The 21481-nt window shown below is 70.4% G+C and carries 20 protein-coding genes; 9 read left to right on the top strand and 11 right to left on the bottom strand.

Translation table 11 applies throughout. The features are described 5' to 3' along the window. The first annotated feature begins 24 nt into the window (after positions 1–24). Positions 25–903, top strand: coding sequence for a sterol desaturase family protein (locus ACSMFO_RS07205; protein WP_360130806.1), 879 nt, complete (start codon positions 25–27; stop codon positions 901–903). On the opposite strand, the gene ACSMFO_RS07210 is transcribed toward ACSMFO_RS07205, so the two are convergent. Further along, positions 877–1881 carry a glucosyl-3-phosphoglycerate synthase gene (locus tag ACSMFO_RS07210; RefSeq protein ID WP_436457566.1) on the bottom strand — a complete coding sequence of 335 codons (1005 nt, stop codon included), beginning with the start codon at positions 1879–1881 and terminating at the stop codon, positions 877–879. The two genes, ACSMFO_RS07205 and ACSMFO_RS07210, sit on opposite strands and share 27 nt — an antisense overlap. Before the next feature lie 85 nt (positions 1882–1966). Then, on the bottom strand, positions 1967–2890 hold the full coding sequence (locus tag ACSMFO_RS07215; RefSeq protein ID WP_436457567.1) for a hypothetical protein: 924 nt from the start codon (positions 2888–2890) through the stop codon (positions 1967–1969). A gap of 60 nt (positions 2891–2950) precedes the next feature. On the opposite strand from ACSMFO_RS07215, the gene ACSMFO_RS07220 reads away from it, so the two are divergent. The 4 genes from ACSMFO_RS07220 to ACSMFO_RS07235 are packed head-to-tail and all read left to right on the top strand — an operon-like array spanning position 2951 to position 8747. Continuing rightward, positions 2951–5878, top strand: a complete 2928-nt coding sequence (locus tag ACSMFO_RS07220; RefSeq protein WP_436457568.1) for an FHA domain-containing protein — start codon at positions 2951–2953, stop codon at positions 5876–5878. 3 nt (positions 5879–5881) lie between these two features. Next, positions 5882–7096, top strand: coding sequence for a glycosyltransferase family 4 protein (locus ACSMFO_RS07225; protein WP_436457569.1), 1215 nt, complete (start codon positions 5882–5884; stop codon positions 7094–7096). Continuing rightward, entirely contained in the window at positions 7090–7797 is a 708-nt protein-coding gene (locus ACSMFO_RS07230; RefSeq protein ID WP_436457570.1) for a class I SAM-dependent methyltransferase, read from the top strand. Before ACSMFO_RS07225 ends, ACSMFO_RS07230 begins: the two co-directional genes overlap by 7 nt. Next, positions 7794–8747, top strand: a complete 954-nt coding sequence (locus ACSMFO_RS07235; protein ID WP_436457572.1) for a prenyltransferase — start codon at positions 7794–7796, stop codon at positions 8745–8747. The genes ACSMFO_RS07230 and ACSMFO_RS07235 overlap by 4 nt, the downstream gene beginning before the upstream one ends. A gap of 61 nt (positions 8748–8808) precedes the next feature. Here the strand turns inward: ACSMFO_RS07235 and whiA are convergent, their stop codons facing one another. From whiA to uvrC, 4 genes are read right to left on the bottom strand one after another with little or no spacing between them, the layout of a single operon-like run. After that, positions 8809–9798, bottom strand: coding sequence for a DNA-binding protein WhiA (gene whiA / locus ACSMFO_RS07240; protein WP_005152315.1), 990 nt, complete (start codon positions 9796–9798; stop codon positions 8809–8811). Further along, a complete protein-coding gene (locus ACSMFO_RS07245) occupies positions 9789–10793 on the bottom strand; it encodes a gluconeogenesis factor YvcK family protein (RefSeq protein WP_051972587.1) in 1005 nt (334 codons plus the stop codon). The genes whiA and ACSMFO_RS07245 overlap by 10 nt, the downstream gene beginning before the upstream one ends. Then, positions 10780–11637 (bottom strand): RNase adapter RapZ, encoded by an 858-nt coding sequence (gene rapZ, locus ACSMFO_RS07250; protein ID WP_034311885.1) that lies wholly within the window; start codon positions 11635–11637, stop codon positions 10780–10782. Before rapZ ends, ACSMFO_RS07245 begins: the two co-directional genes overlap by 14 nt. A gap of 50 nt (positions 11638–11687) precedes the next feature. Next, positions 11688–13640, bottom strand: a complete 1953-nt coding sequence (gene uvrC / locus ACSMFO_RS07255) for an excinuclease ABC subunit UvrC (protein WP_073846985.1) — start codon at positions 13638–13640, stop codon at positions 11688–11690. 249 nt (positions 13641–13889) lie between these two features. Here uvrC and ACSMFO_RS07260 point away from each other — a divergent pair, with 249 nt between their 5' ends. Further along, positions 13890–14627, top strand: a complete 738-nt coding sequence (locus ACSMFO_RS07260; RefSeq protein WP_038515567.1) for a S1 family peptidase — start codon at positions 13890–13892, stop codon at positions 14625–14627. Positions 14628–14724: 97 nt separating this feature from the next. Beyond that, complete coding sequence (locus tag ACSMFO_RS07265; protein WP_436457575.1) at positions 14725–15504, top strand: exodeoxyribonuclease III; 780 nt, start codon at positions 14725–14727, stop codon at positions 15502–15504. 231 nt (positions 15505–15735) lie between these two features. Here ACSMFO_RS07265 and ACSMFO_RS07270 read toward each other — a convergent pair whose 3' ends face one another. The 5 genes from ACSMFO_RS07270 to rpe form a co-directional block, all read right to left on the bottom strand. Further along, positions 15736–16179: a PH domain-containing protein gene (locus ACSMFO_RS07270; protein WP_037344534.1), complete on the bottom strand. Its 444-nt coding sequence runs from the start codon at positions 16177–16179 to the stop codon at positions 15736–15738. Between the two features lie 17 nt (positions 16180–16196). Beyond that, positions 16197–16703 (bottom strand): 6,7-dimethyl-8-ribityllumazine synthase, encoded by a 507-nt coding sequence (gene ribH / locus ACSMFO_RS07275; protein WP_037343973.1) that lies wholly within the window; start codon positions 16701–16703, stop codon positions 16197–16199. Continuing rightward, on the bottom strand, positions 16700–17974 hold the full coding sequence (locus ACSMFO_RS07280; protein WP_174492104.1) for a bifunctional 3,4-dihydroxy-2-butanone-4-phosphate synthase/GTP cyclohydrolase II: 1275 nt from the start codon (positions 17972–17974) through the stop codon (positions 16700–16702). The genes ribH and ACSMFO_RS07280 overlap by 4 nt, the downstream gene beginning before the upstream one ends. 56 nt (positions 17975–18030) lie before the next feature. Beyond that, entirely contained in the window at positions 18031–18654 is a 624-nt protein-coding gene (locus ACSMFO_RS07285) for a riboflavin synthase (protein ID WP_016333119.1), read from the bottom strand. A gap of 112 nt (positions 18655–18766) precedes the next feature. Next, positions 18767–19435 carry a ribulose-phosphate 3-epimerase gene (rpe, locus tag ACSMFO_RS07290; RefSeq protein ID WP_007029650.1) on the bottom strand — a complete coding sequence of 223 codons (669 nt, stop codon included), beginning with the start codon at positions 19433–19435 and terminating at the stop codon, positions 18767–18769. A 145-nt stretch (positions 19436–19580) separates the two neighbouring features. On the opposite strand from rpe, the gene ACSMFO_RS07295 reads away from it, so the two are divergent. After that, positions 19581–20816: a sensor histidine kinase gene (locus ACSMFO_RS07295; protein ID WP_436457576.1), complete on the top strand. Its 1236-nt coding sequence runs from the start codon at positions 19581–19583 to the stop codon at positions 20814–20816. After that, on the top strand, positions 20813–21472 hold the full coding sequence (locus ACSMFO_RS07300) for a response regulator transcription factor (protein ID WP_038515574.1): 660 nt from the start codon (positions 20813–20815) through the stop codon (positions 21470–21472). The genes ACSMFO_RS07295 and ACSMFO_RS07300 overlap by 4 nt, the downstream gene beginning before the upstream one ends. The last annotated feature ends 9 nt before the right edge of the window (positions 21473–21481 follow it).

Genomic DNA, 21481 nt, shown 5'->3' on the forward strand with positions numbered 1-21481 from the left:
GGGGGCGAGACAGGGAGAGGTGCGGTGGCGGATTTTCTTGCCCATCTGAGTGACCCGGTGCTGATGGCGACGCCGGTGTTCCTGCTGTTCGTCGCGATCGAGATCCTCGCGCTGCACGTGCTGGGGCACGACGACAACGTCATCGGCTACAGCGTCAAGGACACCCGCACCAGCATGTCCATGGGCGCGGTGGCGGTGGTGATCAACGGTGTCTTCCGCATCGCCATGCTGTTCGTGTTCGCCGCGCTGTACGAACTCGCGCCGGTGAAGTTCAGCCCGCACGACTGGTGGACCTGGGTCCTGATGCTGCTGGGCCAGGAGATCGTCTTCTACGCCTACCACCGGGCGAGCCACCGCGTCCGGCTCATGTGGGCGGGCCACCAGGTGCACCATTCGAGCGAGCACTACAACTTCTCGACGGCGTTGCGGCAGAAGTGGACCCCGTACTTCCAGCTGCCGTTCTGGTCGATCCTCGCCCTGGCGGGCATCCCGCCGTGGATGATCCTCACCGGCCTGTCGATCGACCTCGTCTACCAGTTCTTCGTGCACACCGAGAAGATCCGGAAGCTGCCGCGCTGGTTCGAGTACGTGTTCAACACGCCTTCACACCATCGGGTGCACCACGGCAGCGACCAGGAGTACCTGGACGCGAACTACGGCGGCATCCTGATCATCTGGGACCGGATGTTCGGCAGTTTCGTGCCGGAGGGCAAGCGCCCGACCTACGGGCTGACCAAGAACGTCGAGTCCTACAACCTGCTCAAGGTCGGCTTCCACGAGTACGGCTCGATCCTGCGCGACGTCCGCGCGGCCGGATCGTGGCGGGACAAACTCGGTTACGTGTTCGGCCCGCCCGGTTGGCAGCCCAAGGAGGCGCTAAGCGCTCCTGCGCAACGCGGGTGAGTTCTCCGGGCGGATCTCCGGCGGGAGGCTCTCCAGCGGCGGCCGCTGGGTGAGGGTCACGTCGGTGAGCACGAGTTCCCGCTCGACGGCCTCCCCCGCGCCGCGCCGGAACTGGGCGAGCGACGTCGACGGCGCCGCCGCGGAGATCACCCGGCCACCGCGCTCCAGCCGGTCCATCAGGGTCAGCATGATCTGCGCGGCCATCCGGCCGAGTGCCTGCGTGCCCTGGTGCCGGTGGGTCCGGTGGCCGAGGTCGACCTGCGCGAGCGCGTCGAGCCCGTGCAGTTCGAGCAGGTCGATCAGGTGGCCGACCTCGACGCCGTAATGCGTGACGAACGGGATGCCTTCGAGCACTTCGCGCCGTCCCGCGTACTCGCCGGCGAGCGGCTGGACGAAACCGGCCAGTTCCGGCCAGTACATGTTGAGCAGCGGGCGGGCGACGAGTTCGGTGACCCGGCCGCCGCCGTCGGGTTCGACACCCGCCGCCCCGGCGAGCGGACGGTGGTAGAACCCTTTGACGTAGGCGATCGCCGGGTCGGTCAGCAATGGCCCGAGCAGTCCGGTCACGTAGTCCGCGGTGAAATCGCGGAGGTCGCCGTCGACGAAGACGACGAGGTCCCCGCTGGTTTCGGCGACGCCCTTCCAGAGCGCTTCCCCCTTGCCCGTCAGGCTTCCCAGTTCCGGGAACACCGCGTCCTGCGCGACGACGTCCGCCCCGGCCGCCGCGGCGACCTCGGCGGTCGCGTCCGTGGAATGGCTGTCCACCACCAGGATCTCGTCCACCAAGGGGAAGCGTTCGACGAGTTCGCGCCGGATGGTGCCGACGATCGCGCCCACCGTCTCCGCCTCGTCGCGAGCCGGGATCACCACCGAAACCCGCGTCCCGCGTTTGGCGGCGACCAGCTCCGCCGCCCACCAGTCACCCGCCCGGCTGCTGCGCCGCGCGAGCCACGTGCCGACCTCCGCCGATACCCGCATGGCTTCCCCTTCCCTCGAAGATCACCTCACCGGTGAGCTTCGAGGGAAGCTGTTTCCATCCGTCGTCGCCGCGGAAACCGCCGCGTTACGCCTGCCCGCCGGAGGTTAACGCCCGGGAGAGGACCTCACCCGTCCGTCGTTTGGCGAGATAGAACGCCGCCTCGTGCGGCTTCGCCCCGTTGTCGACCGTGTAGCCGCTGTCCAGGACCCCGTCGGCGCCGGGGAACAGCCCGCTGAGGTCGGGCCGGGCGGCGACGAGGTCGTCCCGGTCGGCCAGGTTCACCCAGCTCGCGACGCCGGGCGGGACGGACGGCGGCTGCGGGCGGGTCCGTTCGTAGACCACCGTGCGCAGGCCCAGCGGCGAGCCGAGGGTGAGCAGCAGCGGCAGCGGGCGGCCGTGCAGATGGGCGGCCTCATAAGCGACGACGGAACCTAGGGAATGCCCGATGATCGCCTCGGTCTCCGGCCCGATGTGCTCGGCGACGCGGGCCTGCACGCGTTCCCGGATCATCTCGTCGGTGAGGTACAGCGTCACCTGCTTGAGTGCCTTGACCACCACTCGTTCGGCGAACGCCACCCCGAGCCGCGCGAACGGTTTCAGCCGCACCAGCGCGTTCAGCACCGGGCGGGCGGCCGCGCGCACGCCCTGGGTCTCCCCCGCCGCGCCGCCGAGCAGGTCCAGCTCGGCCTTCGCCCGGTTCCGGTCCGCCTCGCGGGACGCCGAAGAAGCCGCGTTCCGGAGCCATTCCGCCGCCAGCGCTTCGGCGAGCGCCCACTCGTCCGGGGTGAGTTCGTCCGCGCCGCCCTGCTGGCCGTCCTTCCGGAAAAGGTCACCGTAGAAGGCCATCCGCGCGTCGCCGGGCCGGGCGTCGCGCCACAGGGTGTCGGCCAGTGCGGCGTCACCGGCGAGCCGGACCCCGCCCGCCAGGCTCGGCAGCCATTCCGCCTCGAGCGTGTCCGCGGACTTCTGTTCCTGGGCGATGCCGTGCACCAGAACGATCCGAGCCATGGCGCACAGTATCGCGGGCCGCCCTTGCCGGTGGCCGCCCGATGAGACAAAGTGATCTCCGTGGGAGAGCGGAGGTCGTTGGTGGTCGCGTCGCAATGCGACTCGCTGAACCTTCTCTCGTTCCTCCCCGACGCGGGCCATCAGGTCTCGACGGCCCTGCTCGACCCCGAGATCGGCGGCTGCGTCCCCGCCCTCGAAGACGGTCGCGGCCTGCTCGTCGACCCGACGATGGTCGAGCTGGACGACGCGCTGGTGGAAGCCTTCGAGCGCGCGTCGGAAGACGAGGCGACGCTCTTCCTCTCGCTCGTCGGGCACGGCGAATACGCCGACGACGACTTCTACTTCCTCACCAAGGACACCGGTTTGCCGGTGGACAGCCGCCGCTCCTTCCTGTTCGCGCAGCGGATCAAAGAACTCCTCGGCCGCTACTCGATGCTCGACGGGCTGGTGATCCTGCTCGACACCTGCCACGCCGGTATCGGGGCGAGGCAGGCGGGTCAGCGCTGGCTGCGGATCGTCGGCGAGGCGGGCAAACGGTTCGACCTGCTCACCGCCTCGGACGACCGTGTCGCCGCGAACGGGTGTTTCAGCCGGTCGCTGGTCTCGGTCCTGCGGACTGGGCACGCGGAGTTCGGCGAGCGCGTCCGGTGCGCGGATCTCAAACGGGTGATCACCGGCCTCTGCCCGGCGCAGACCGCCGTCCACCTGGGTTTCGACGGCACCCGAGAGGTGGCCGAGGCAGATCAGGGCCTGTGGCTCGCGCTGAACTCCTCCCCCGCCTGGCGGCGTTCGCCGCTGGCGGGCAACCCGGCCGCGCCCACGATCGAACGGCTGACCGCGCATTACCAGCCGGATCCGAAACTCGGCGAGACCGTCGGGCATCTGCTCACCGGCGCCCGGCTGGTCGCGATCACCGGCGAGGAGGGGGCGGGGAAGTCGACCATGCTCGCCGCGCTCGCCCGGCCGTCGGTGGCCGGATCCTATGTGCCGCCCGACTTCCTGCACGCCGTGCTGTTCGCGAGCCGCGGCGACACGGCCGAGCGGCTCGCGAGCGAACTCGCCCGCCAGTTGCGGCGCACCGTGCCCGGTTTCGCCGACGCCGAGCAGGCGCACCGCGCCGGTCTCGACGACGCCGGCCGGAGCGGCGCGAGCGCTTTCGATCTGGCGCTGCTCGGTCCGCTGCGAACCCTCGCTCCACAGTGGACCGGAGCCCCCGTGCGGATCGCGATCGACGGGCTCGACGACCTCGATCCCGATGTCCGGGACCGGCTGTGCGGTCTTCTCCGGAGCCTGTCGACGGCACCGGAGCTGGCGCTGATCAAGACGGTCGCGACCACGCGGGATCCGGCGCGGCTTCCGCCCGCGGTCGAGGTCTGCCTGGTGATGGCGGGCGGTTTCGAGCCGCCCGACGGCTGGGGACGGCCTGCCGTCGACCCGGCTCCCGTGGTGCAGGAACCGGAGGACACGGGGTCGCCCACCTCGCCGAGGATCACCCCCGCCACGCTGATCATCGACGTCCCCGGACAGCCGCCCGCGCACCACGAACTGTCCTTCGGGCTCACGACGCTCGGCCGCAGCAGGAACGCCGCGATCCGGCTCGGGGACTCGCGGGTGTCCCGGCTCCACTGCAAGATCCGCTGGGACGGCACGGACGCGTGGCTGACGGACCTCGACTCCGCCAACGGGACCTTCGTCAACGGACAGCGGGTGCCGAGCGCCGGGTTGAGGCACGGTGACATGCTCCGGCTCGGCGATTCGACGGTCACCTTCATCAGCGTCGCGCAGGAGGAGGCCGACGTCGACCAGAGCACCGGTGCCGTGGCCTCGCCGCGGCCCGGTCACGCCGTCCTGCTGGAACTGCTGGGTCTCGCCGCCTCCCGCGGGCCCATCCCGATCGCGATCCTCACCGCGGCGAGCGCGGCGGCGGGCGGCCCGGACCGGCGGGTGCGCGTCCGCGATTTCCTGGCCGGACTCGGCGACTCGGTCAGCCGGACGCGGGCGGGTCTCGACGATGAAACCGTCCTGTGGACCGGAGAGCCGCCCGTTCTCTCCCCCGACACAGCAGCCCGGCTGCGCGCCCGGCTGGCGGCGGCGACCTCGGAGGTGCCACTCGTGGCCGGAGACGACGAACCGACGCTGGAACAGAGCTACGCGGCGGCCAACGAGGCCGAGCACTTCTGGCTCGCCGGGCTCCACGAAGACGCCTTCGCCGCGTTGGAGCGACGGGCGTCCCACATCCCCGTCGAGAACCGGGAACGCTGGGCCGCGTGGGCGAACCGCACGGCTCGGGAGCTCGGCGACACCGACCGGATCACCTTGCGCTGCAAGGCGCGGCACGCGACGTGGACCGGCAAGGCGGGCGACGCGGCCGGAGCGCTCGCCCGGTTCGAAGACCTGCTGCCGATCGCCACGGCCGCCCTGTCGAGTGGCGACGAAGAGGTCTTGAGCATTCGCCACAACATCGGTTACCTCCTCATGGACCTCGGCCGCTTCGAAGAGTCCCGGGCGGCGTTCGAAGCCCTGGTCCGGGACGCCACCCACGCTCTCGGAGCCGATCATCGCGAGACGCTGCATGCCCGGCACTTACTCGCGGTGGCGACGGGCAAGACCGGGAACGGGGAGGAGTCCCTCCGCCTCTCCCGGGAGCTGCTGCCGCAGGCGAAACAGGCGCTGGGCGACGACGAGATCGTCAGCCACGTGCGGCACAACGTCGCGTTCTGGAGCGCCGAAATCGAGCACCCCCCCCCCGCCGTTTTGGAGTATCGACGGCTCCTCGACGAGGAGCGGGGACGGCTGAGTGAACGGCATCCCAACGTCCTCGACCTCCGTTTCGGGCTCGCGCGGGCCCTCGCCAAGGCGGGCCAGATCACCGAGGCGCTCTCGACCTGGACCCTGCTGCTCGCCGATTCCGTCGAGGTTCGCGGCGAACGGCACGACGAAACCCGGAAGATCCGCGAGCAGCTCGATCACTGGGGCGCGCGGGAGTGAGCGGTGAGCGCCCTGCGCATCGCGCTCCTGACCTACCGCGGAAACCCGCGCAGCGGCGGTCAGGGCGTGTACGTCCGGCATCTGAGCCGCGAACTCGCCGCGCTGGGGCATCGCGTCGAGGTGCTGTCCGGGCCTCCCTATCCGGAGGTCGATGAGGGCGTGCGGCTGACGAAGATCCCGGGCCTCGACCTGTTCGCGGAGCCGAACCCCTTCCGGACCCCGCGGCCACACGAGCTGCGCGACCTGCCGTCGTGGGTCGAGTTCCTCGGCATGCGCCGCGGCGGCTTCCCCGAGCCCCTCGCGTTCTCCCTGCGTGCCGCGCGCCATCTCGCGAAGCGCCGGGGCGAGTTCGACATCGTCCACGACAACCAGGGACTCGGCTACGGGATGCTCCACAGTGGACTGCCGACACTCGCCACGATCCACCATCCCATCGCCGTGGACCGGGCACTGAAACTCGCCACCGTCACCGGACGGGAGGCGGCTCGGGTCGCGCGGTGGTACGGCTTCGTGGAGATGCAGCATCGCGTCGCACGGCGGCTGCCCGCGCTGACCGTGTCGCAGGCTTCCCGCGCGGCCATCGGCCGGGAGATGGGTGTTCCGGACGACCGGATCCACGTCGTCCCGCTCGCCGCGGACACCCGGATCTTCCGGCCGCGGCCCGAAATCCCGCGCGTCCCCGGCCGGGTCGTGGCCACCGCCAGCGCGGACGAACCGTTGAAGGGGCTCGAACATCTGCTGGCGGCGTGGGACCGGATCGAAGGTGAACTGGTGATCGTCGGCAAACCGAAGCCGGACGGCCCGGCGGCGCGGGCACTCGCCCGGCTCGGTCCCGGCGCCGGCATCCGCTTCGTCAGCGGGCTGACCGACGAAGAACTCGCGCGGCTGCTGTGTTCGGCCGAAATCGCTTGTATCCCTTCACTGTTCGAAGGGTTCTCGCTGCCGGCGGCCGAGGCCATGGCCTGCGGGACACCGGTCGTCGCGACGACCGGCGGCGCACTGCCCGAAGTCGTGGGTGACGCGGGGATCCTGGTGCCACCGGGCGATGTACCGGCGCTCGCGGAAGCGCTCACCAAGGTCCTCGGCGACGAACACCTGCGCGCCGACCTCGCGGCCCGGGGGCTGGCGACGGCGGGCGCGCTGAGCTGGCGGCGCACCGCCGAGGAGACCGCGGCGTACTACCGGCGCGTCCTCGGCCGGGAGCGTGCGGAGTGCTGACCGTCGATTTCGACCGGTTCCCCGTCGGCCCCGGCGACCGGGTGCTCGACCTCGGCTGCGGGGACGGCCGCCACGCCTACGAGGCCTACAAACGCGGTGCGGACGTGGTCGCCGCCGACCTCGACGACACCGCGCTCAAACATGTGCGGGACATGTTCGCCAACCTGGCAGAGGCGGGCGAAGCGCCCGACACGGCTTCGGCGCTGGCCGTCCACGCGGACGCTCTCCGGTTGCCGTTCCCGAGCGGCTCGTTCACCCGGGTGATCGTCGCCGAGACCTTGGAACACATCCATGCCGACCGCGCGGCGCTCGCGGAGGCGAGCCGCGTGCTGGCGCCGGGCGGACGGTTGGTGGCGACCGTGCCGCGCTGGTGGCCGGAGCGGATCTGCTGGCTGCTCTCGGACGCGTATCACGAGGTCGAAGGCGGGCACATCCGGATCTACCGGCGCCGCGAACTGCTCGGCAAGCTCACCGAGGCCGGGTTGCGGCCGACCGGCGGCCATCACGCGCACGCCCTGCATTCGCCGTACTGGTGGCTGAAATGCGCTGTCGGCCCCGACGAGGAGCACCGGCTTTGCGCTCTGTACCACCGGTTCCTGGTCTGGGACATCATGCGGAGTCCCCGGCCGGTGCGGTTCGCCGAATGGGCGCTGAATCCGGTGCTCGGCAAGAGCCTCGTCGTCTACGCGCGCAAACCATGAAGGCCACCGCCGCCACCATCGCGGCCGTGCAGTGGCGGGACGGCGGGATCCCCTGGGAGCCCGGCGGGCACCTCGATCCGTGGAATCACCTCGAAGCCGCTATGGGACTGGACGTCGCCGGGCTGCACGCGGAAGCCGAAGCCGCGTACGAGTGGCTGCTCCGCAACCAGCGCCCTGACGGATCCTGGGCGGCCCGGTACCGCGACGGCCGCGTCGACTTGTCCACCATGGACACGAACTTCACCGCGTACGTCGCGGTCGGGACCCGGCACCACTTCCTGCGGACCGGGGATCACGCCTGGCTGGACCGGATGTGGCCGGTCGTGGACAAGGCCGTCGACGCCGTCCTGCGGCGGCAGCAGCCGTCAGGCGCCATCTCCTGGCGCGACGATCCCGAGGTCCGGCTGGTCGCGGGCTGCGCCAGCATCCACCACGCGCTGACCCAGGCACTGGCGCTCGCCACCGTGCGGGGGCTGGACCGTCCACAATGGCGGGTCGCGGCGCACCGGCTGCGTTCCGCCTTGCTCGGCGAGCCGGGGCTGTTCGCCGCGAAACCGCACGCGATGGATTGGTACTACCCGGTTCTGGGCTCCGTCATCACCGGCGCCGACGCGGCGGAGCGGCTCGCGGCGGGCTGGGACCGGTTCGTCGAGCCCGGGCTCGGGGTGCGGTGCGTGCACCACGAGCCGTGGGCGACCGGCGGCGAGACGGCCGAACTGGCGCTCACCCTCGCCACTCGCGGCGACCGTGCCCGCGCGGGTGAACTCCTCGCGTGCCTCATCCGGCTACGCCACGACGACGGCTCGTACTGGACCGGCTACCAGTTCGTGGACGAGGAATTCTGGCCCGACGAGCGCACCACGTGGACCTCGGGCGCGGTCCTCCTCGCGACCGCCGCCCTCGACGGCGACCCGGCCACGTGCGACGTCTTCGGCGAACACCGCGTTTAGTCCTCTGGATGCGGTCCTTGCACACGCAAGTACCGCATTCAGAGGACTAAACGCGGGTGGGTCAGGCCTCGTCTTCTTCCAGCATGTCCGGGGTGACGGCCGATTCGGTGTCCGGAATGCCTTGTTCCTTCGCCTTTTTGTCGGCCATCGCCAGCAGGCGGCGGATCCGGCCGGCGACGGCGTCCTTGGTCATCTGCGGATCGGACAGCTGGCCCAGTTCCTCCAGCGAGGCCTGCCGGTTCGACAGCCGCAGCTTGCCCGCGGCGAGCAGGTGCTCCGGGGCGGATTCGCCGAGGATGTCCAGCGCGCGCTCCACCCTGGCCGCCGCCGCGACGGCCGCGCGGGCCGAACGCCGCAGGTTGGCGTCGTCGAAGTTCGCGAGCCGGTTCGCGGTGGCTCGCACCTCGCGGCGCATCCGCCGCTCTTCCCAGGCGAGCACGCTCGTATGCGCGCCGAGCCGGGTCAGCAGGGCACCGATCGCGTCGCCGTCGCGCACCACGACCCGGTCCGCGCCGCGGACCTCGCGCGACTTGGCCTGGATGCCCATCCGCCGGGCGGCGCCGACGAGCGCCAGCGCGGCCTCGGGACCGGGACAGGTGACCTCGAGCGACGACGAACGACCGGGTTCGGTGAGCGAACCGTGCGCCAGGAACGCGCCGCGCCAGGCGGCTTCCGCGTCGGCGACGCCACCGGACACGACGGCGGCGGGCAGCCCGCGCACCGGGCGGCCGCGCTGGTCGATCAGGCCGGTCTGCCGGGCGAGCCCCTCGCCGTCCTTGACCACCCGGACGACGTACCGCGTGCCCTTGCGCAAGCCGCTGGAGGAAATGACGTGCACGTCGGACTGGTGTCCGTACAGTTCGTGGATCTCCTTGCGCAGCCGCCTCGCCACCGAACCGGTGTCGAGTTCGGCCTCCACCACGACGCGGCCGGCCACGATGTGCAGCCCGCCCGCGAATCGCAGCATCGACGCGACCTCCGCGCGGCGCGGGCCGATCTTGGTGATCTCCAGCCGGCTCAGCTCGTCCTTCACGGCGGCGGTCATCGCCATCGCTGCCCCTCCATACCTTCAGCTCCTCCCCCGGTGAGACCGAGAGCGTCTCGCATACAGCCCGCGAGCGCATCAGGATCATGCCGCCCCGTCACGACCGGGTCAGCCACCGCCCCCAGCAACGCCCGCGCGCCCAGTCTCCCGGCCGCGTCCCGCAACCGGGCTGGTGAGGGCACCGAGTCCCGGTCCGCGATGACCGCGTCCACCCGTAATTCCGGGGCGTGTTCGAAGAGTACGTCCAAATGCTTCTCCGGCGAGAACCCCGCCGTCTCCCCCGGTTGGGGGATCAGGTTGAGGATCACGACCTTCGTGGCGTCCGTTCGGAGCAACGCGTCGTGCAGATCCGGCACCAGCAGATGGGGCAGCACACTCGTGAACCACGAGCCCGGACCGAGGAACACCACGTCCGCGTCGAGCACGGCCTCGATCGCCTCGGCACAGCCACGCGGCGGGCGGTCGGCCTGCCCGGTCGGGTGAAGACTGATCCGGTGCACCTGCCCCGGCGTCGTCGCCACCGCCACCTGACCGCGGATCCGCCGCAGCGCCTCGGGATTCTCGGCGTCCAGCCCCGAAACCTCGCCTTGGATCTCCAGCGGTTCGGGTGACATCGGCAGGACCCGGCCGGAGATGCCCATGAGCCTGCTCGCCTCGTCGAGCGCGGCGACCGGATCCCCGAGCACCTCGAACAACCCGGCCAGCAACAGGTTCCCGACCGCGTGCCCGGCGAGCGCGCCGTCACCGCCGAAGCGGTGCTGGAACACCTCCGCCCACAACGTCCCGCCGTCTTCGGCGGCGAACGCGGCGAAGGCCTGCCGCAGGTCGCCCGGCGGCAGCAGCCCCAGTTCCCGGCGCAGCCTGCCGGACGAGCCCCCGTCGTCCGCGACGGTGACCACGGCGGTGACCTGCGAGGTCACCCGGCGCAAGGCAGTGAGGGTGGCGTGCAGGCCGTGCCCGCCGCCCAGTGCCACCGCGCGCGGTGCGCTACTCGCGGCCAAGGTCGCGGTGCACCACCTTCACGGCCATACCGTCCTCATTGGACAGACGCTGGGCGAGCTCCTCGGAGATGGCGACGCTGCGGTGCTTTCCACCGGTGCAGCCGACGGCCAGCGTCAGATACCGCTTGCCCTCGCGTTTGTAGCCCGCGCCGATCAGGCGCAGCAACTGGTGGTAGCGGTCGAGGAACTCGTCCGCGCCTTCCTGGCTGAGCACGTAGTTGCGGACCTCGCCCTCGAGACCGGTGTGGTCGCGCAGTTCCGGGATCCAGAACGGGTTCGGCAGGAAGCGGACGTCCATCACCAGGTCGGCGTCCATCGGCAGGCCGTACTTGTAGCCGAACGACAGCACGGTGACCCTGGTCTGCGTGCTCGCCTCGGAACCGAAGGCGTCCTCGATCTTGGCGCGCAGATCGTGCACCGAAAGCGACGACGTGTCGAGCACGAGGTCGGCCTCTTCCCGCAGCGGCTCCAGCAGCGTGCGCTCGGCGGTGATGCCGTCGGCGAGCCTGCCGTCGCCCTGCATCGGGTGGCCGCGGCGGACGGCCTCGAACCGGCGCACCAGCACCGCGTCGGTGGCCTCCAGGAACAGGACGCGCGGCTTGTACCCGCGGGCGTCGAGGTCCTTGATGACCGAAGCCAGGTCGTCGGTGAACGCGCGCGAACGCACGTCCATCACCACGGCGACCTTGGTGATCGCGCCCCGCGCCTGCGCGCCGAGCTCGACCATGGTCGCGATCAGCTCGGGCGGCAGGTTGTCCACCACGAACCAGCCCAGGTCCTCCAGGCATTTCGCGGCGGTGCTGCGGCCGGCGCCGGACAGACCGGAAACGACCGCGACCTCCATCCCGGAACCGCGGCCTTCTTCTTGCGCACTCACAATGGTCCCTTCACCGATCACGTACTGGACTCCCCCGCCGCCGCGGCTGTCTCCCCTGCGAGTGCCGCGACGACCGCTTCGGCGGTGCGCCTGCCGAAGCCGGGCACCGCCTCGATCTCCTCTATCCGCGCTTCGCGGAGTTTCTTCACCGAGCCGAAATGCTTGATCAGCGCGGTACGACGAGCCTGCCCCAGCCCCGGCACACCGTCCAATGCGGACACCTGCATCCGCTTGGACCGCTTCTCGCGGTGGTACCGGATGGCGAACCGGTGCGCCTCGTCGCGCAGCCGCTGCAACAGATACAACGCGTCGGAGGTGCGCGGCAGGATCACCGGATCGGGATCGCCCGGGAGCCACACCTCCTCCAGCCGCTTCGCCAAGCCGACCACGGCGATGTCGGTGACGCCGAGTTCGGAGAGCACGTCCGCGGCGGCGGTGGCCTGCGGGCCCGCGCCGTCGACGACGAGCAGGTTCGGCGCGTAGGCGAACTTGCGCGGTTTGCCGGTCTCCGGGTCGATGCCCGGGCGGTCCGGATCGACCCCTTCGGCGTTTTCCTTGAGATACCGGGAAAACCGGCGGCGGACGACTTCGGCGATCGACGCGACGTCGCCTTCTTCCGCGGCCTCACGCAGGGCGAAGCGCCGGTACTCGGACTTGCGCGGTATCCCGTCCTCGAACACCACGAGCGAGGCGACCACGTCGCTGCCCTGGATATGGCTGATGTCGACGCATTCGATACGCAGTGGCGCGGTTTCCAGCGCCAGGTAGTCCTGCAGTTCCGCCAGCGCGGCCGAGCGCGCGGTGAGGTCGCCCGCGCGGCGCAGTTTGTGCTGAGTGAACGCCTCTCCTGCGTTGCGTGTCACGGTTTCGGCGAGCGCGCGTTTGTCGCCGCGCTGCGGCACCCGCAGGCTCACCCTCGACCCTCGCAGCCCGGAAAGCCATTCGCCCAGGGCTTCCGCGTCGGCGGGCAGCTCGGGGACGAGCACCTCGCGCGGCACCGGCGAGCCGCCGTCGGGATCGTCCGCGCGTTCGGCCTGTTCGCCGTAGAACTGCGTGATGAAGTGGTCGACGAGATCCTTCACGTCCATCTCTTCGGCCTTGTCGATCACCCAGCCGCGCTGCCCGCGGACCCGGCCGCCGCGCACGTGGAAGACCTGGACCGCGGCTTCGAGCTCGTCGTGGGCGAAGGCGACGACGTCCGCGTCGGTGCCGTCGCCGAGCACGACCGCCTGCTTCTCCATCGCGCGCCGCAGCGCGCCGAGATCGTCACGCAGCCGCGCGGCGCGCTCGAACTCCAGCTCTTCGGATGCTGCCGCCATTTCCTGTTCCAGACGGCGGATCAGCGCGTCGGTGCGGCCGGCGAGGAAGTCGCAGAAGTCCTCGACGATCTCGCGGTGCTCGTCGGCGGAGACCTTGCCGACGCACGGCGCGGAGCATTTCCCGATGTAGCCGAGCAGGCACGGCCTGCCGATCTGGCCGTGCCGTTTGAAAACGCCCGCCGAGCAGGTGCGCGCCGGGAAGACGCGGAGCAGCAGGTCGAGCGTTTCGCGGATGGCCCAAGCGTGCGCGTACGGCCCGAAGTACCGCACGCCCTTCTTCCGCGCGCCGCGATAGACGTGCAGGCGCGGGTACTCCTCGTTCATCGTGACGGCGAGAACCGGGTAGCTCTTGTCGTCGCGGTACCGGACGTTGAACCGCGGGTCGAACTCCTTGATCCAGTTGTATTCGAGCTGGAGCGCCTCGACCTCGGTGCCCACGACGGTCCACTCGACGCTCGCCGCCGTCGTCACCATCTGGCGGGTGCGCGGGTGCAAGCCCGTGATGTCGGCGAAGTACGAGTTCAGCCTGCTTCGGAGGCTTTTCGCCTTGCCGACATAGATGACCCTCTTCGTGGCGTCACGAAATTTGTACACGCCAGGGGCGTCCGGGATGCTCCCCGGCGAGGGACGGTAGGTGGTCGGGTCAGCCACGTCGACAAGCCTATGGGGCACCACCGACAGTCTTACGAGGCCCCGTCCTTAGGCGCGGTCCGGTCAACCCTTCGAGTGGCCATTCCCACCATCCGGTCCGTCTTTCACCACGCATACCGACCTAAGTCGGGTCTTCCGTCGTAACCGACGTTCGTTGGTTCCTAGCGGGTGAATCGGTTGATTACTTTCCGTCCCAGTTCCACTTCATTCGGTTCTTCGTCAGATGACGCTCGAAAGGACTCCTGCACCGTGAGCCGTCTTCGTACGCTGGGCGCCGCCACCCTCGCCGCCGCAGCCCTCACCATGACCGCGGGCGCGGTCGCCTCCGCGGGCACCCCCACCGGTGTCCAGCCCAACATCGTGGGCGGCGGCACCGCCCCCACCGTGAGCTGGGGCGCCCAGGTCTACGTCAACACCCCGGGCCGTCAGTGGGACGGGTTCAACTGCTCCGGCAGCGTCATCGCCCAGCGCTGGGTCCTGACCGCCAAGCACTGCCTCGACTCCGACGGCACCGGCATGCGGGTCCGCGTCGGCAGCAACCAGCTCCAGGGCGGCCGTGAGATCGCCGTCGACCGCAAGGTGTCCTCGCCCGCCGGCTCCGACATCTCGCTGCTGCACCTGGCCTCCGACGCCGGCGTCACGCCGATCACCCTGGCGAGCTCGAACCCGTCGGTCGGCAGCACCAACCAGCTCTACGGCTGGGGCCGCGAGACCCCGACCGGCCCGCCCGCCTCGGCGCTGAAGGTCGCCAACGTGCGCGTCTCGGGCAGCTCGACCGACGCCTACGGTGGCCCGGCCATCCAGAGCGTCGGCATCAACGGCTCCGCGTGGAAGGGCGACTCGGGCGGCCCCCAGGTCTCCAACGGCGTCCAGGTCGGTGTCGCTTCGACCGTGCAGAACCAGAGCGGCTCGAACATCCGCGGCACCAACAACTACGGCAGCGTCGCTTCGGCCCGCTCCTGGATCCGCTCGACCACCGGGGTCTGACCTCCACCCCGGCCGGGGCCCCTGTCGTGACGTGACCCGTCCCGGCAGGGGCCCCTTTCACGTCGGTGTGTCGGTGGGGTGTGGGACGCTCGCGGGCATGCGGATCGCGACCTGGAACGTGAACTCGATCGGGCCCCGGCTGCCGAGGGTGCTGGAGTGGCTCGGTTCGGCTCAGCCGGACGTGCTGTGCCTGCAGGAACTCAAATGCGGCACCGACGCCTTCCCTTTCGACGCGGTGAAGGAACTGGGCTATGAGACGGCGGCGTACGGCATCGGACGCTGGAACGGCGTCGCGATCCTGTCGCGCGTCGGGCTGGAAGACGTGACACGCGGGCTGACCGGCGAGCCCACCTTCGAGGACAAGACCGACGCGCGGGCCATCGGCGCCACCTGCGGCGGGCTGCGGCTGTGGTCGGTGTACGTGCCCAACGGGCGCGACCTGGAGAACCCGCACTACGGCTACAAACTCGCCTGGCTCTCCGCGCTGGAGGCGACGGTGCGGGAGGAGCAGGCGCGCGGACTGCCGTTCGCGGTGCTCGGCGACTTCAACATCGCGCCGACCGACGCGGACGTCTGGGACATCTGCGTGTTCGCCGAATCGACGCACGTGACCGAACCGGAGCGGAAGGCGCTCGCCGCGCTGCGGGACCTCGGGCTGTCCGACGTGTTCCCTCGGCCGCTGAAGTACGACCACCCGTTCACGTACTGGGACTACCGGGCCGGGAACTTCCCGAACAACAAGGGAATGCGGATCGACCTGGTGTACGCCGACGCCGTCGTGGCCGGCGCGGTGACGGATTCCTATGTGGACCGTGAGGCGCGGAAGGGGAAGGGGCCCTCGGACCACGCTCCGATCGTGGTGGATCTTTCGCTCTGAACGCGCGCTTCGGGTGCCGGATGACATGAAAGGGTCGTTCAGGACGTTTTTCGTCCTGAACGACCCTTTCATGACACTTGAGTGCGCCCGGAGAGCGCGGCGTCAGCCTCCGGCTCAAGTACATGAAGGCCCCCTTCCTTGCGTCTAGCGCAAGGAAGGGGGCCTTCATGTACTTGCACACCCTAAGGATCGCATTCAGAGGACGAAACGCGGTCGGTCGGGAAAAGGCGGTCAGCCCTCCCAGGCCGCCTTGTGCAGCCGCCGCAGCGCCCGCACCGCCGCCACCGCACGTTCCCGATCGACGGCCTGCACGGCCATGACCGAGTAGTACTCGTCCTCCGGCAGCTCCAGCCGGGCCCACGAGGCGCCGTCCGGGAAGCTCACCGAGAGCACCTCGCTCCACGCGAACTTCTTGGTCATCAGCACGTTCCGGACCTCGATGCCGTCCGCGTCGGCCTTCACGCGCGCGGTCGCGAACAGCATCGTGCCCGCGGCGAGCAGGACGCCGATGCCGATCATCGCCGCCTGGTCGGACGGCTGGAAGATCACGCCGGTGTCCGAGCCGCGCAGCAGCACCGCGACGACCACGAACGTCGCCAGCAGGATCACCGCCAGCACGGAGCACATCACCAGGGCGCGGCGGGGCCGCACCACCACGACCTCGGACTCCGTCATCACATCCGCCTCGACGCTCACACGAATCCCCGCTCGGTCCACGGCTGGCGCAGGTTCCGCAGCGCGTGCGCCGCGTCCAGCGCGGCGACCGTCGCTTCGTAGCCCTTGTCCTCGACGGAGCCGGGCAGACCCGACCGGTCGAGGGCCTGCTGCTCGGTGTCGCAGGTGAGGACGCCGTTGCCGACCGGGGTGCTCTCGTCGAGCGCGACCCTGGTCAGGCCCGCGGTGACCGCGTCGCAGACGTACTCGAAATGCGGCGTCCCGCCCCGGATGACCACGCCCAGCGCGACCACCGCGTCGTGCGTGCGGGCCAGCGCCTGCGCGGCGACGGGCAGTTCGACGGCGCCCGCGACGCGTACGACCGTCGGCTCCTCTTCCAGGTCGGCGGCCTTGGCCGCCTCGAGCGCGCGGTCCAGCAGGGCGCTCGTGATCTTCGTGTGCCAGCGTGTGGCCACGATCCCGAGCCGGATGTTCTTACAGTCGGACAGGTCGAGTTCGACGTCCGGACGGCCTTCGCCGCTCACCGCGTGCCACCTCCGTTGCCCTGGTCGACCTCGGCGCCGACCTGGTCGAAATGCTCCAGCTGGGACAGGTCGTGCCCCATCCGGTCCCGTTTGGTCTTGAGGTAGCGCAGGTTCTCCGGGTTCGGCGAGATCGGCAGCGCGACCCGCCCGGTGACCCGCAGGCCGTAGCCCTCCAGCCCGACACGTTTGGCCGGGTTGTTCGTCAGCAGCCGCATCGAGCGGACGCCGAGGTCGCACAGGATCTGCGCGCCGGTGCCGTAGTCCCGCGCGTCGGCGGGGACGCCGAGCTGCAGGTTCGCGTCGACGGTGTCCGCGCCGGCGTCCTGCAGCTGGTAGGCCTGCAGTTTGTGCAGCAGCCCGATGCCGCGGCCCTCGTGGCCGCGGATGTAGAGCACGACGCCGCGGCCTTCCTTGGCCACCGCCTCCAGCGCGGCCTCCAGCTGCGGGCCGCAGTCGCAGCGCAGCGAGCCGAAGACGTCGCCGGTCAGGCACTCGGAGTGCACGCGGACCAGGATGTCCTCGCCGTCACCGATCTCGCCGTAGACGAACGCGATGTGCTCGATGCCGTCGAGCAGGCTGTCGTAGCCGACCGCGCGGAACGTACCCGCCGAAAGCGGGATCCGCGCCTCGGCGACCCGCTCGACCTGCTTCTCGGTGCGCCGCCGGTACGCGATCAGGTCGGCGATGGTGATCATCTTGAGGTCGTGATCCGCGGCGAAGACCTCGAGTTCGTCGCGGCGGGCCATGTCGCCCTCGTCCTTCTGCGACACGATCTCGCAGAGCACACCGGACGGCGAAAGGCCGGCCAGCCGGGCCAGGTCGACGGAGGCTTCGGTGTGCCCCGGGCGCCGCAGGACGCCGCCCTGCTTGGCGCGCAGCGGGACCACGTGGCCGGGCCGCCGGAAGTCCGACGCCTTGGACGCCGGGTCGGCGAGCAGCCGGACGGTATGCGACCGGTCGGCCGCGGAGATGCCGGTGGTGATGCCCTCGGCGGCGTCGACCGTGACGCTGTACGCGGTGCCGCGCTGGTCCTGGTTCGTGTGGTACATCGGCGGCAGGTCGAGCCGGTCCGCCTCGGCCTCGGTCAGCGCCACACAGACGTAACCCGAGGTGTAGCGCACCATGAAGGCCATCAGTTCCGGCGTGGCCTTCTCCGCCGCGAAGATCAGGTCGCCCTCGTTCTCGCGGTCCTCGTCGTCCACCACGACGACCGGACGGCCCGCCTTGATGTCGGCGATCGCCGCCTCGATGGCATCGGCGTTCACTGCCACCACCCCGCCCGCACAGGGGGTCAGATCGGCCGACCCCGGAATCGCACTCGTCTCGCTCACGCCCGCTCCTCCGTACCGCCATTGTCCCCCTGCGCGCGCAGGTGCGGCATGGCCAGCTTCTCGACGTACTTGGCGACCACGTCCACCTCGAGATTCACCAGGTCACCCGGGGTGTTCCGGCCGAGCGTGGTGAGTTCGAGGGTGGTCGGGATCAGGGCGACGGAGAACTCCTCGTCGGTCACCGAAGCGACCGTGAGGGAGACGCCGTCGACCGCGATCGACCCCTTCTCGACGACGTACCGGGACAGCTTCTTCGGCAGCGCGAACGTGGTGAGTCCCTGCTCGTCGCGTTTGAGGAAGACGCCGGTGCCGTCGACATGGCCCTGCATGATGTGCCCGCCGAGCCTGCCGCCCGCCGGCGTCGCGCGTTCGAGGTTGACGACGTCGCCGACCTGCACCTTCGCGAGGCTGGAGCGCTGCAGGGTCTCGTGCACGACATCGACGGTAAACTCACCGCCCGCCACCGCGACCACGGTGAGGCACACGCCACTCACCGCGATGGAGTCGCCGTGCCCGGCGTCGCTGGTCACCAGCGGCCCCCGAACGGTCAGTCTCGCGGCGTTCGGGACCTGCTCGACCGCGGTGACCTCGCCGAGTTCCTCGACAATGCCGGTGAACACTCCTGCTGCCCTCCTCCTGGCTCGCACCGCCGCTGGGAACGGTGCTCCCCTCATCCAACACCCCTCGCGGCCGATTCCTTCTCCTGACCCGACGGCGGATCACGAGGCGGGATCAGCCGCGGACGCGGGCCGCCTGCTCGCGAAGCGCCGCGACGGCCTTACCAGGGTCTTCGGCGCCGTAGACGGCGGAACCGGCGACGAAGCAGTCCACTCCGGCTTCGGCGGCCTGCTCGATGGTGTCGGCGTTGATCCCGCCGTCGATCTCGACGACGAGCTTGAGGTGGCCGGTGTCGACCAGGCGCCGCGCGGTGCGGACCTTGTCGAGGACGCCCTCGATGAACGACTGGCCGCCGAAACCGGGCTCGACCGACATCACCAGGAGCGTGTCGTAGTGCTTGAGGGTCTCGAGGTGGTCCTCGATCGGCGTGTTCGGCTTGATCGACAGGCCGGCCTTCGCCCCGGCGGCGCGCAGGTTCTTCGCCAGCGCGATCGGGTCGTGCGCGGCCTCGACGTGCACGGTGACGTTGTAAGCGCCCGCTTCGGCGTACCCGATGGCCCACTTGTCGGGGTTCTCGATCATCAGGTGGCAGTCGATGGGGACGTCGGTGGCCTTGAGCAGCGACTGCACCACGGGCAGGCCCAGGGTCAGGTTCGGCACGAAGTGCGCGTCCATGACGTCGACGTGGACCCAGTCCGCGCGGGTGTCGCCCTCCCCCGCGACGGCACGGATCTCGTCGCCGAGCCGGGCGAAGTCCGCGGAGAGGATGCTGGGTGCGATCAAAGGTCGGTGAGCCACGCGCCCGAGTGTAGGAGGACGCCGCTAACACCCGCTAACCGGCTGTGACCGTCGACCCGGTCTGGAGTATGACGCGAAATGGCACCGCAGTGGGAGGTGCGCGCACGCGCCGCCGAATAGCGTTCCCCTCATGGTCAACCCACTCAAGCCCCTCGTGCGGATCGGCAGCTACCGCAGCGTCCCGTTCGGACTCCTCGGCATGGCGATGACGGCGATCCCGTTCCCCATCGCGCTCATTCCCGCCGTCCTCGTCCCGGGTGACGTGTGGGCGAAGATGGCCTACGGCGTGCTCGCCATGGGCGTGCTGGTCGTGCTCGCCGGTTTGCCCGGACCGATGCGCCGGGCCGGTATCTGGTTCGCCAACCAGATGCTGGACGCCCGGATCGCGCAGCCTCCGCAGCACACGAAGGTCGCCTGGGCCGAGCGCCGGCGCTCGGCGGCCTGGCTGCTCGTGCACACCTCGCTCGGCTGGGTGCTGTTCGGCCTCGGCTGTTTCCTGATGCTCGGCTTCGTGTTCGCCATCGTGTGGGCGGGAGGCGGCGGCAGCCCCATCGAGTTCTTCGGGGAGCGGGTGACGATCGAATCGGGCATCGGCGGGCTGTGGACGCTGCCGATCGCGCTGGTCACGCTCGTCGTCATCGCCTATGTCCTCGCCGGTTTCAGCAAGCTGTTCCAGTACGCCGCGGTCGCCCTGCTGGGCCCGTCCGCCGCCGAGCGCGTCGCCGCGGCGGAGGTCCGCGCGAACCACTTCGAGCAGCGCAACCGGCTGGCCCGCGAACTGCACGACTCGATCGGGCACACGCTGACGACGTCGACCATCCAGGCCGCCGCGGCCGCCGAACTGGTCGATTCCGAACCGCAGCTGGTGCGCCGGGCGCTGGGCACCATCGAGGAGTCTTCGAGGGCGGCGCTCGAAGACCTCGACCACGTACTCGGCCTGCTGCGGGACGACCGGTCGTCCCGCGAGCCCGAACGGCGGCTCATCGAGGCCGGGACGCTGGCCGAACGGGCCCGCGCGGGCGGCGCGGAGATCGACTACGAACTCACCGGCCCCGCCGCCGAACTGCCGACGACCCTTTCGCGGGAGGCGTACCGGATCGTCCAAGAAGGACTGACGAACGCGTTGCGGCACGCCCATCCCGGCCCGGTGAGCGTGCGGGTCGCGGTACTCGCCGACGCGCTGCGGATCGAGATCGTGAACCCGCTCATGGAGCACGCGGCCGCCTCCGGCCGCGGCGGCAACGGGCTGCCGGGGCTCACCGAACGCGTCGAGGCCCTGCGCGGGGAGCTCGTCGCGGGACCCGCCGTCGACGGGGAACCGTTGTGGCGGCTGGTGACCACGATCCCGCTACGGTCGCGCTCATGACACTGCGCGTCCTGATCGTCGACGACGAACCCTTGCTGCGAGCCGGTTTGCGTTCCCTGCTGGACAACCAGCCGGATCTGACCGTGGTCGGCGAGGCGGGCGACGGCGGCGAAGTGGTCGATCTGGTGCGGCGGACACACCCCGACGTGGTCCTGATGGACGTGCGTATGCCCGGCGTGGACGGGATCGAGGCGACCCGGCGGGTGCTCGCCGAAATCCCCGACCCACCGAAGGTCCTCGTGATCACGACGTTCGACAACGACGACTACGTCTACGACGCCCTGCTGGCCGGGGCGAGCGGATTCCTGCTGAAGCGGGCGCGCAAGGAGGAGTTCGCGCACGCCATCCGGACGATCGCCGCCGGGGAGACGCTGCTGTTCCCCGACGCGATCCGCCGGATGGTCACCGCGCGCCCGGCGCCGTCCGGCCTCGCTCCCCGCCCGTCGTCGCTGACGAAACGGGAGACCGAGGTGCTGCGGCTCATCGCCACCGGTAAGTCCAATGTGGACATAGCGGCCGAGCTGGTCATCAGCCTCGAAACCGTCAAGACCCATGTGGGCAACATCTTCGGGAAACTGGGCGCGGCCAACCGGAGCCAGGCGGTGGTGTTCGCCTACGAGACCGGCGTCGTCGCGCCAGGGCACAGCCTGCGCTGAGCGGCATGG

This window comes from Amycolatopsis sp. w19 (genome assembly GCF_051373225.1).
GTDB classification, from domain to species: domain Bacteria; phylum Actinomycetota; class Actinomycetes; order Mycobacteriales; family Pseudonocardiaceae; genus Amycolatopsis; species Amycolatopsis japonica.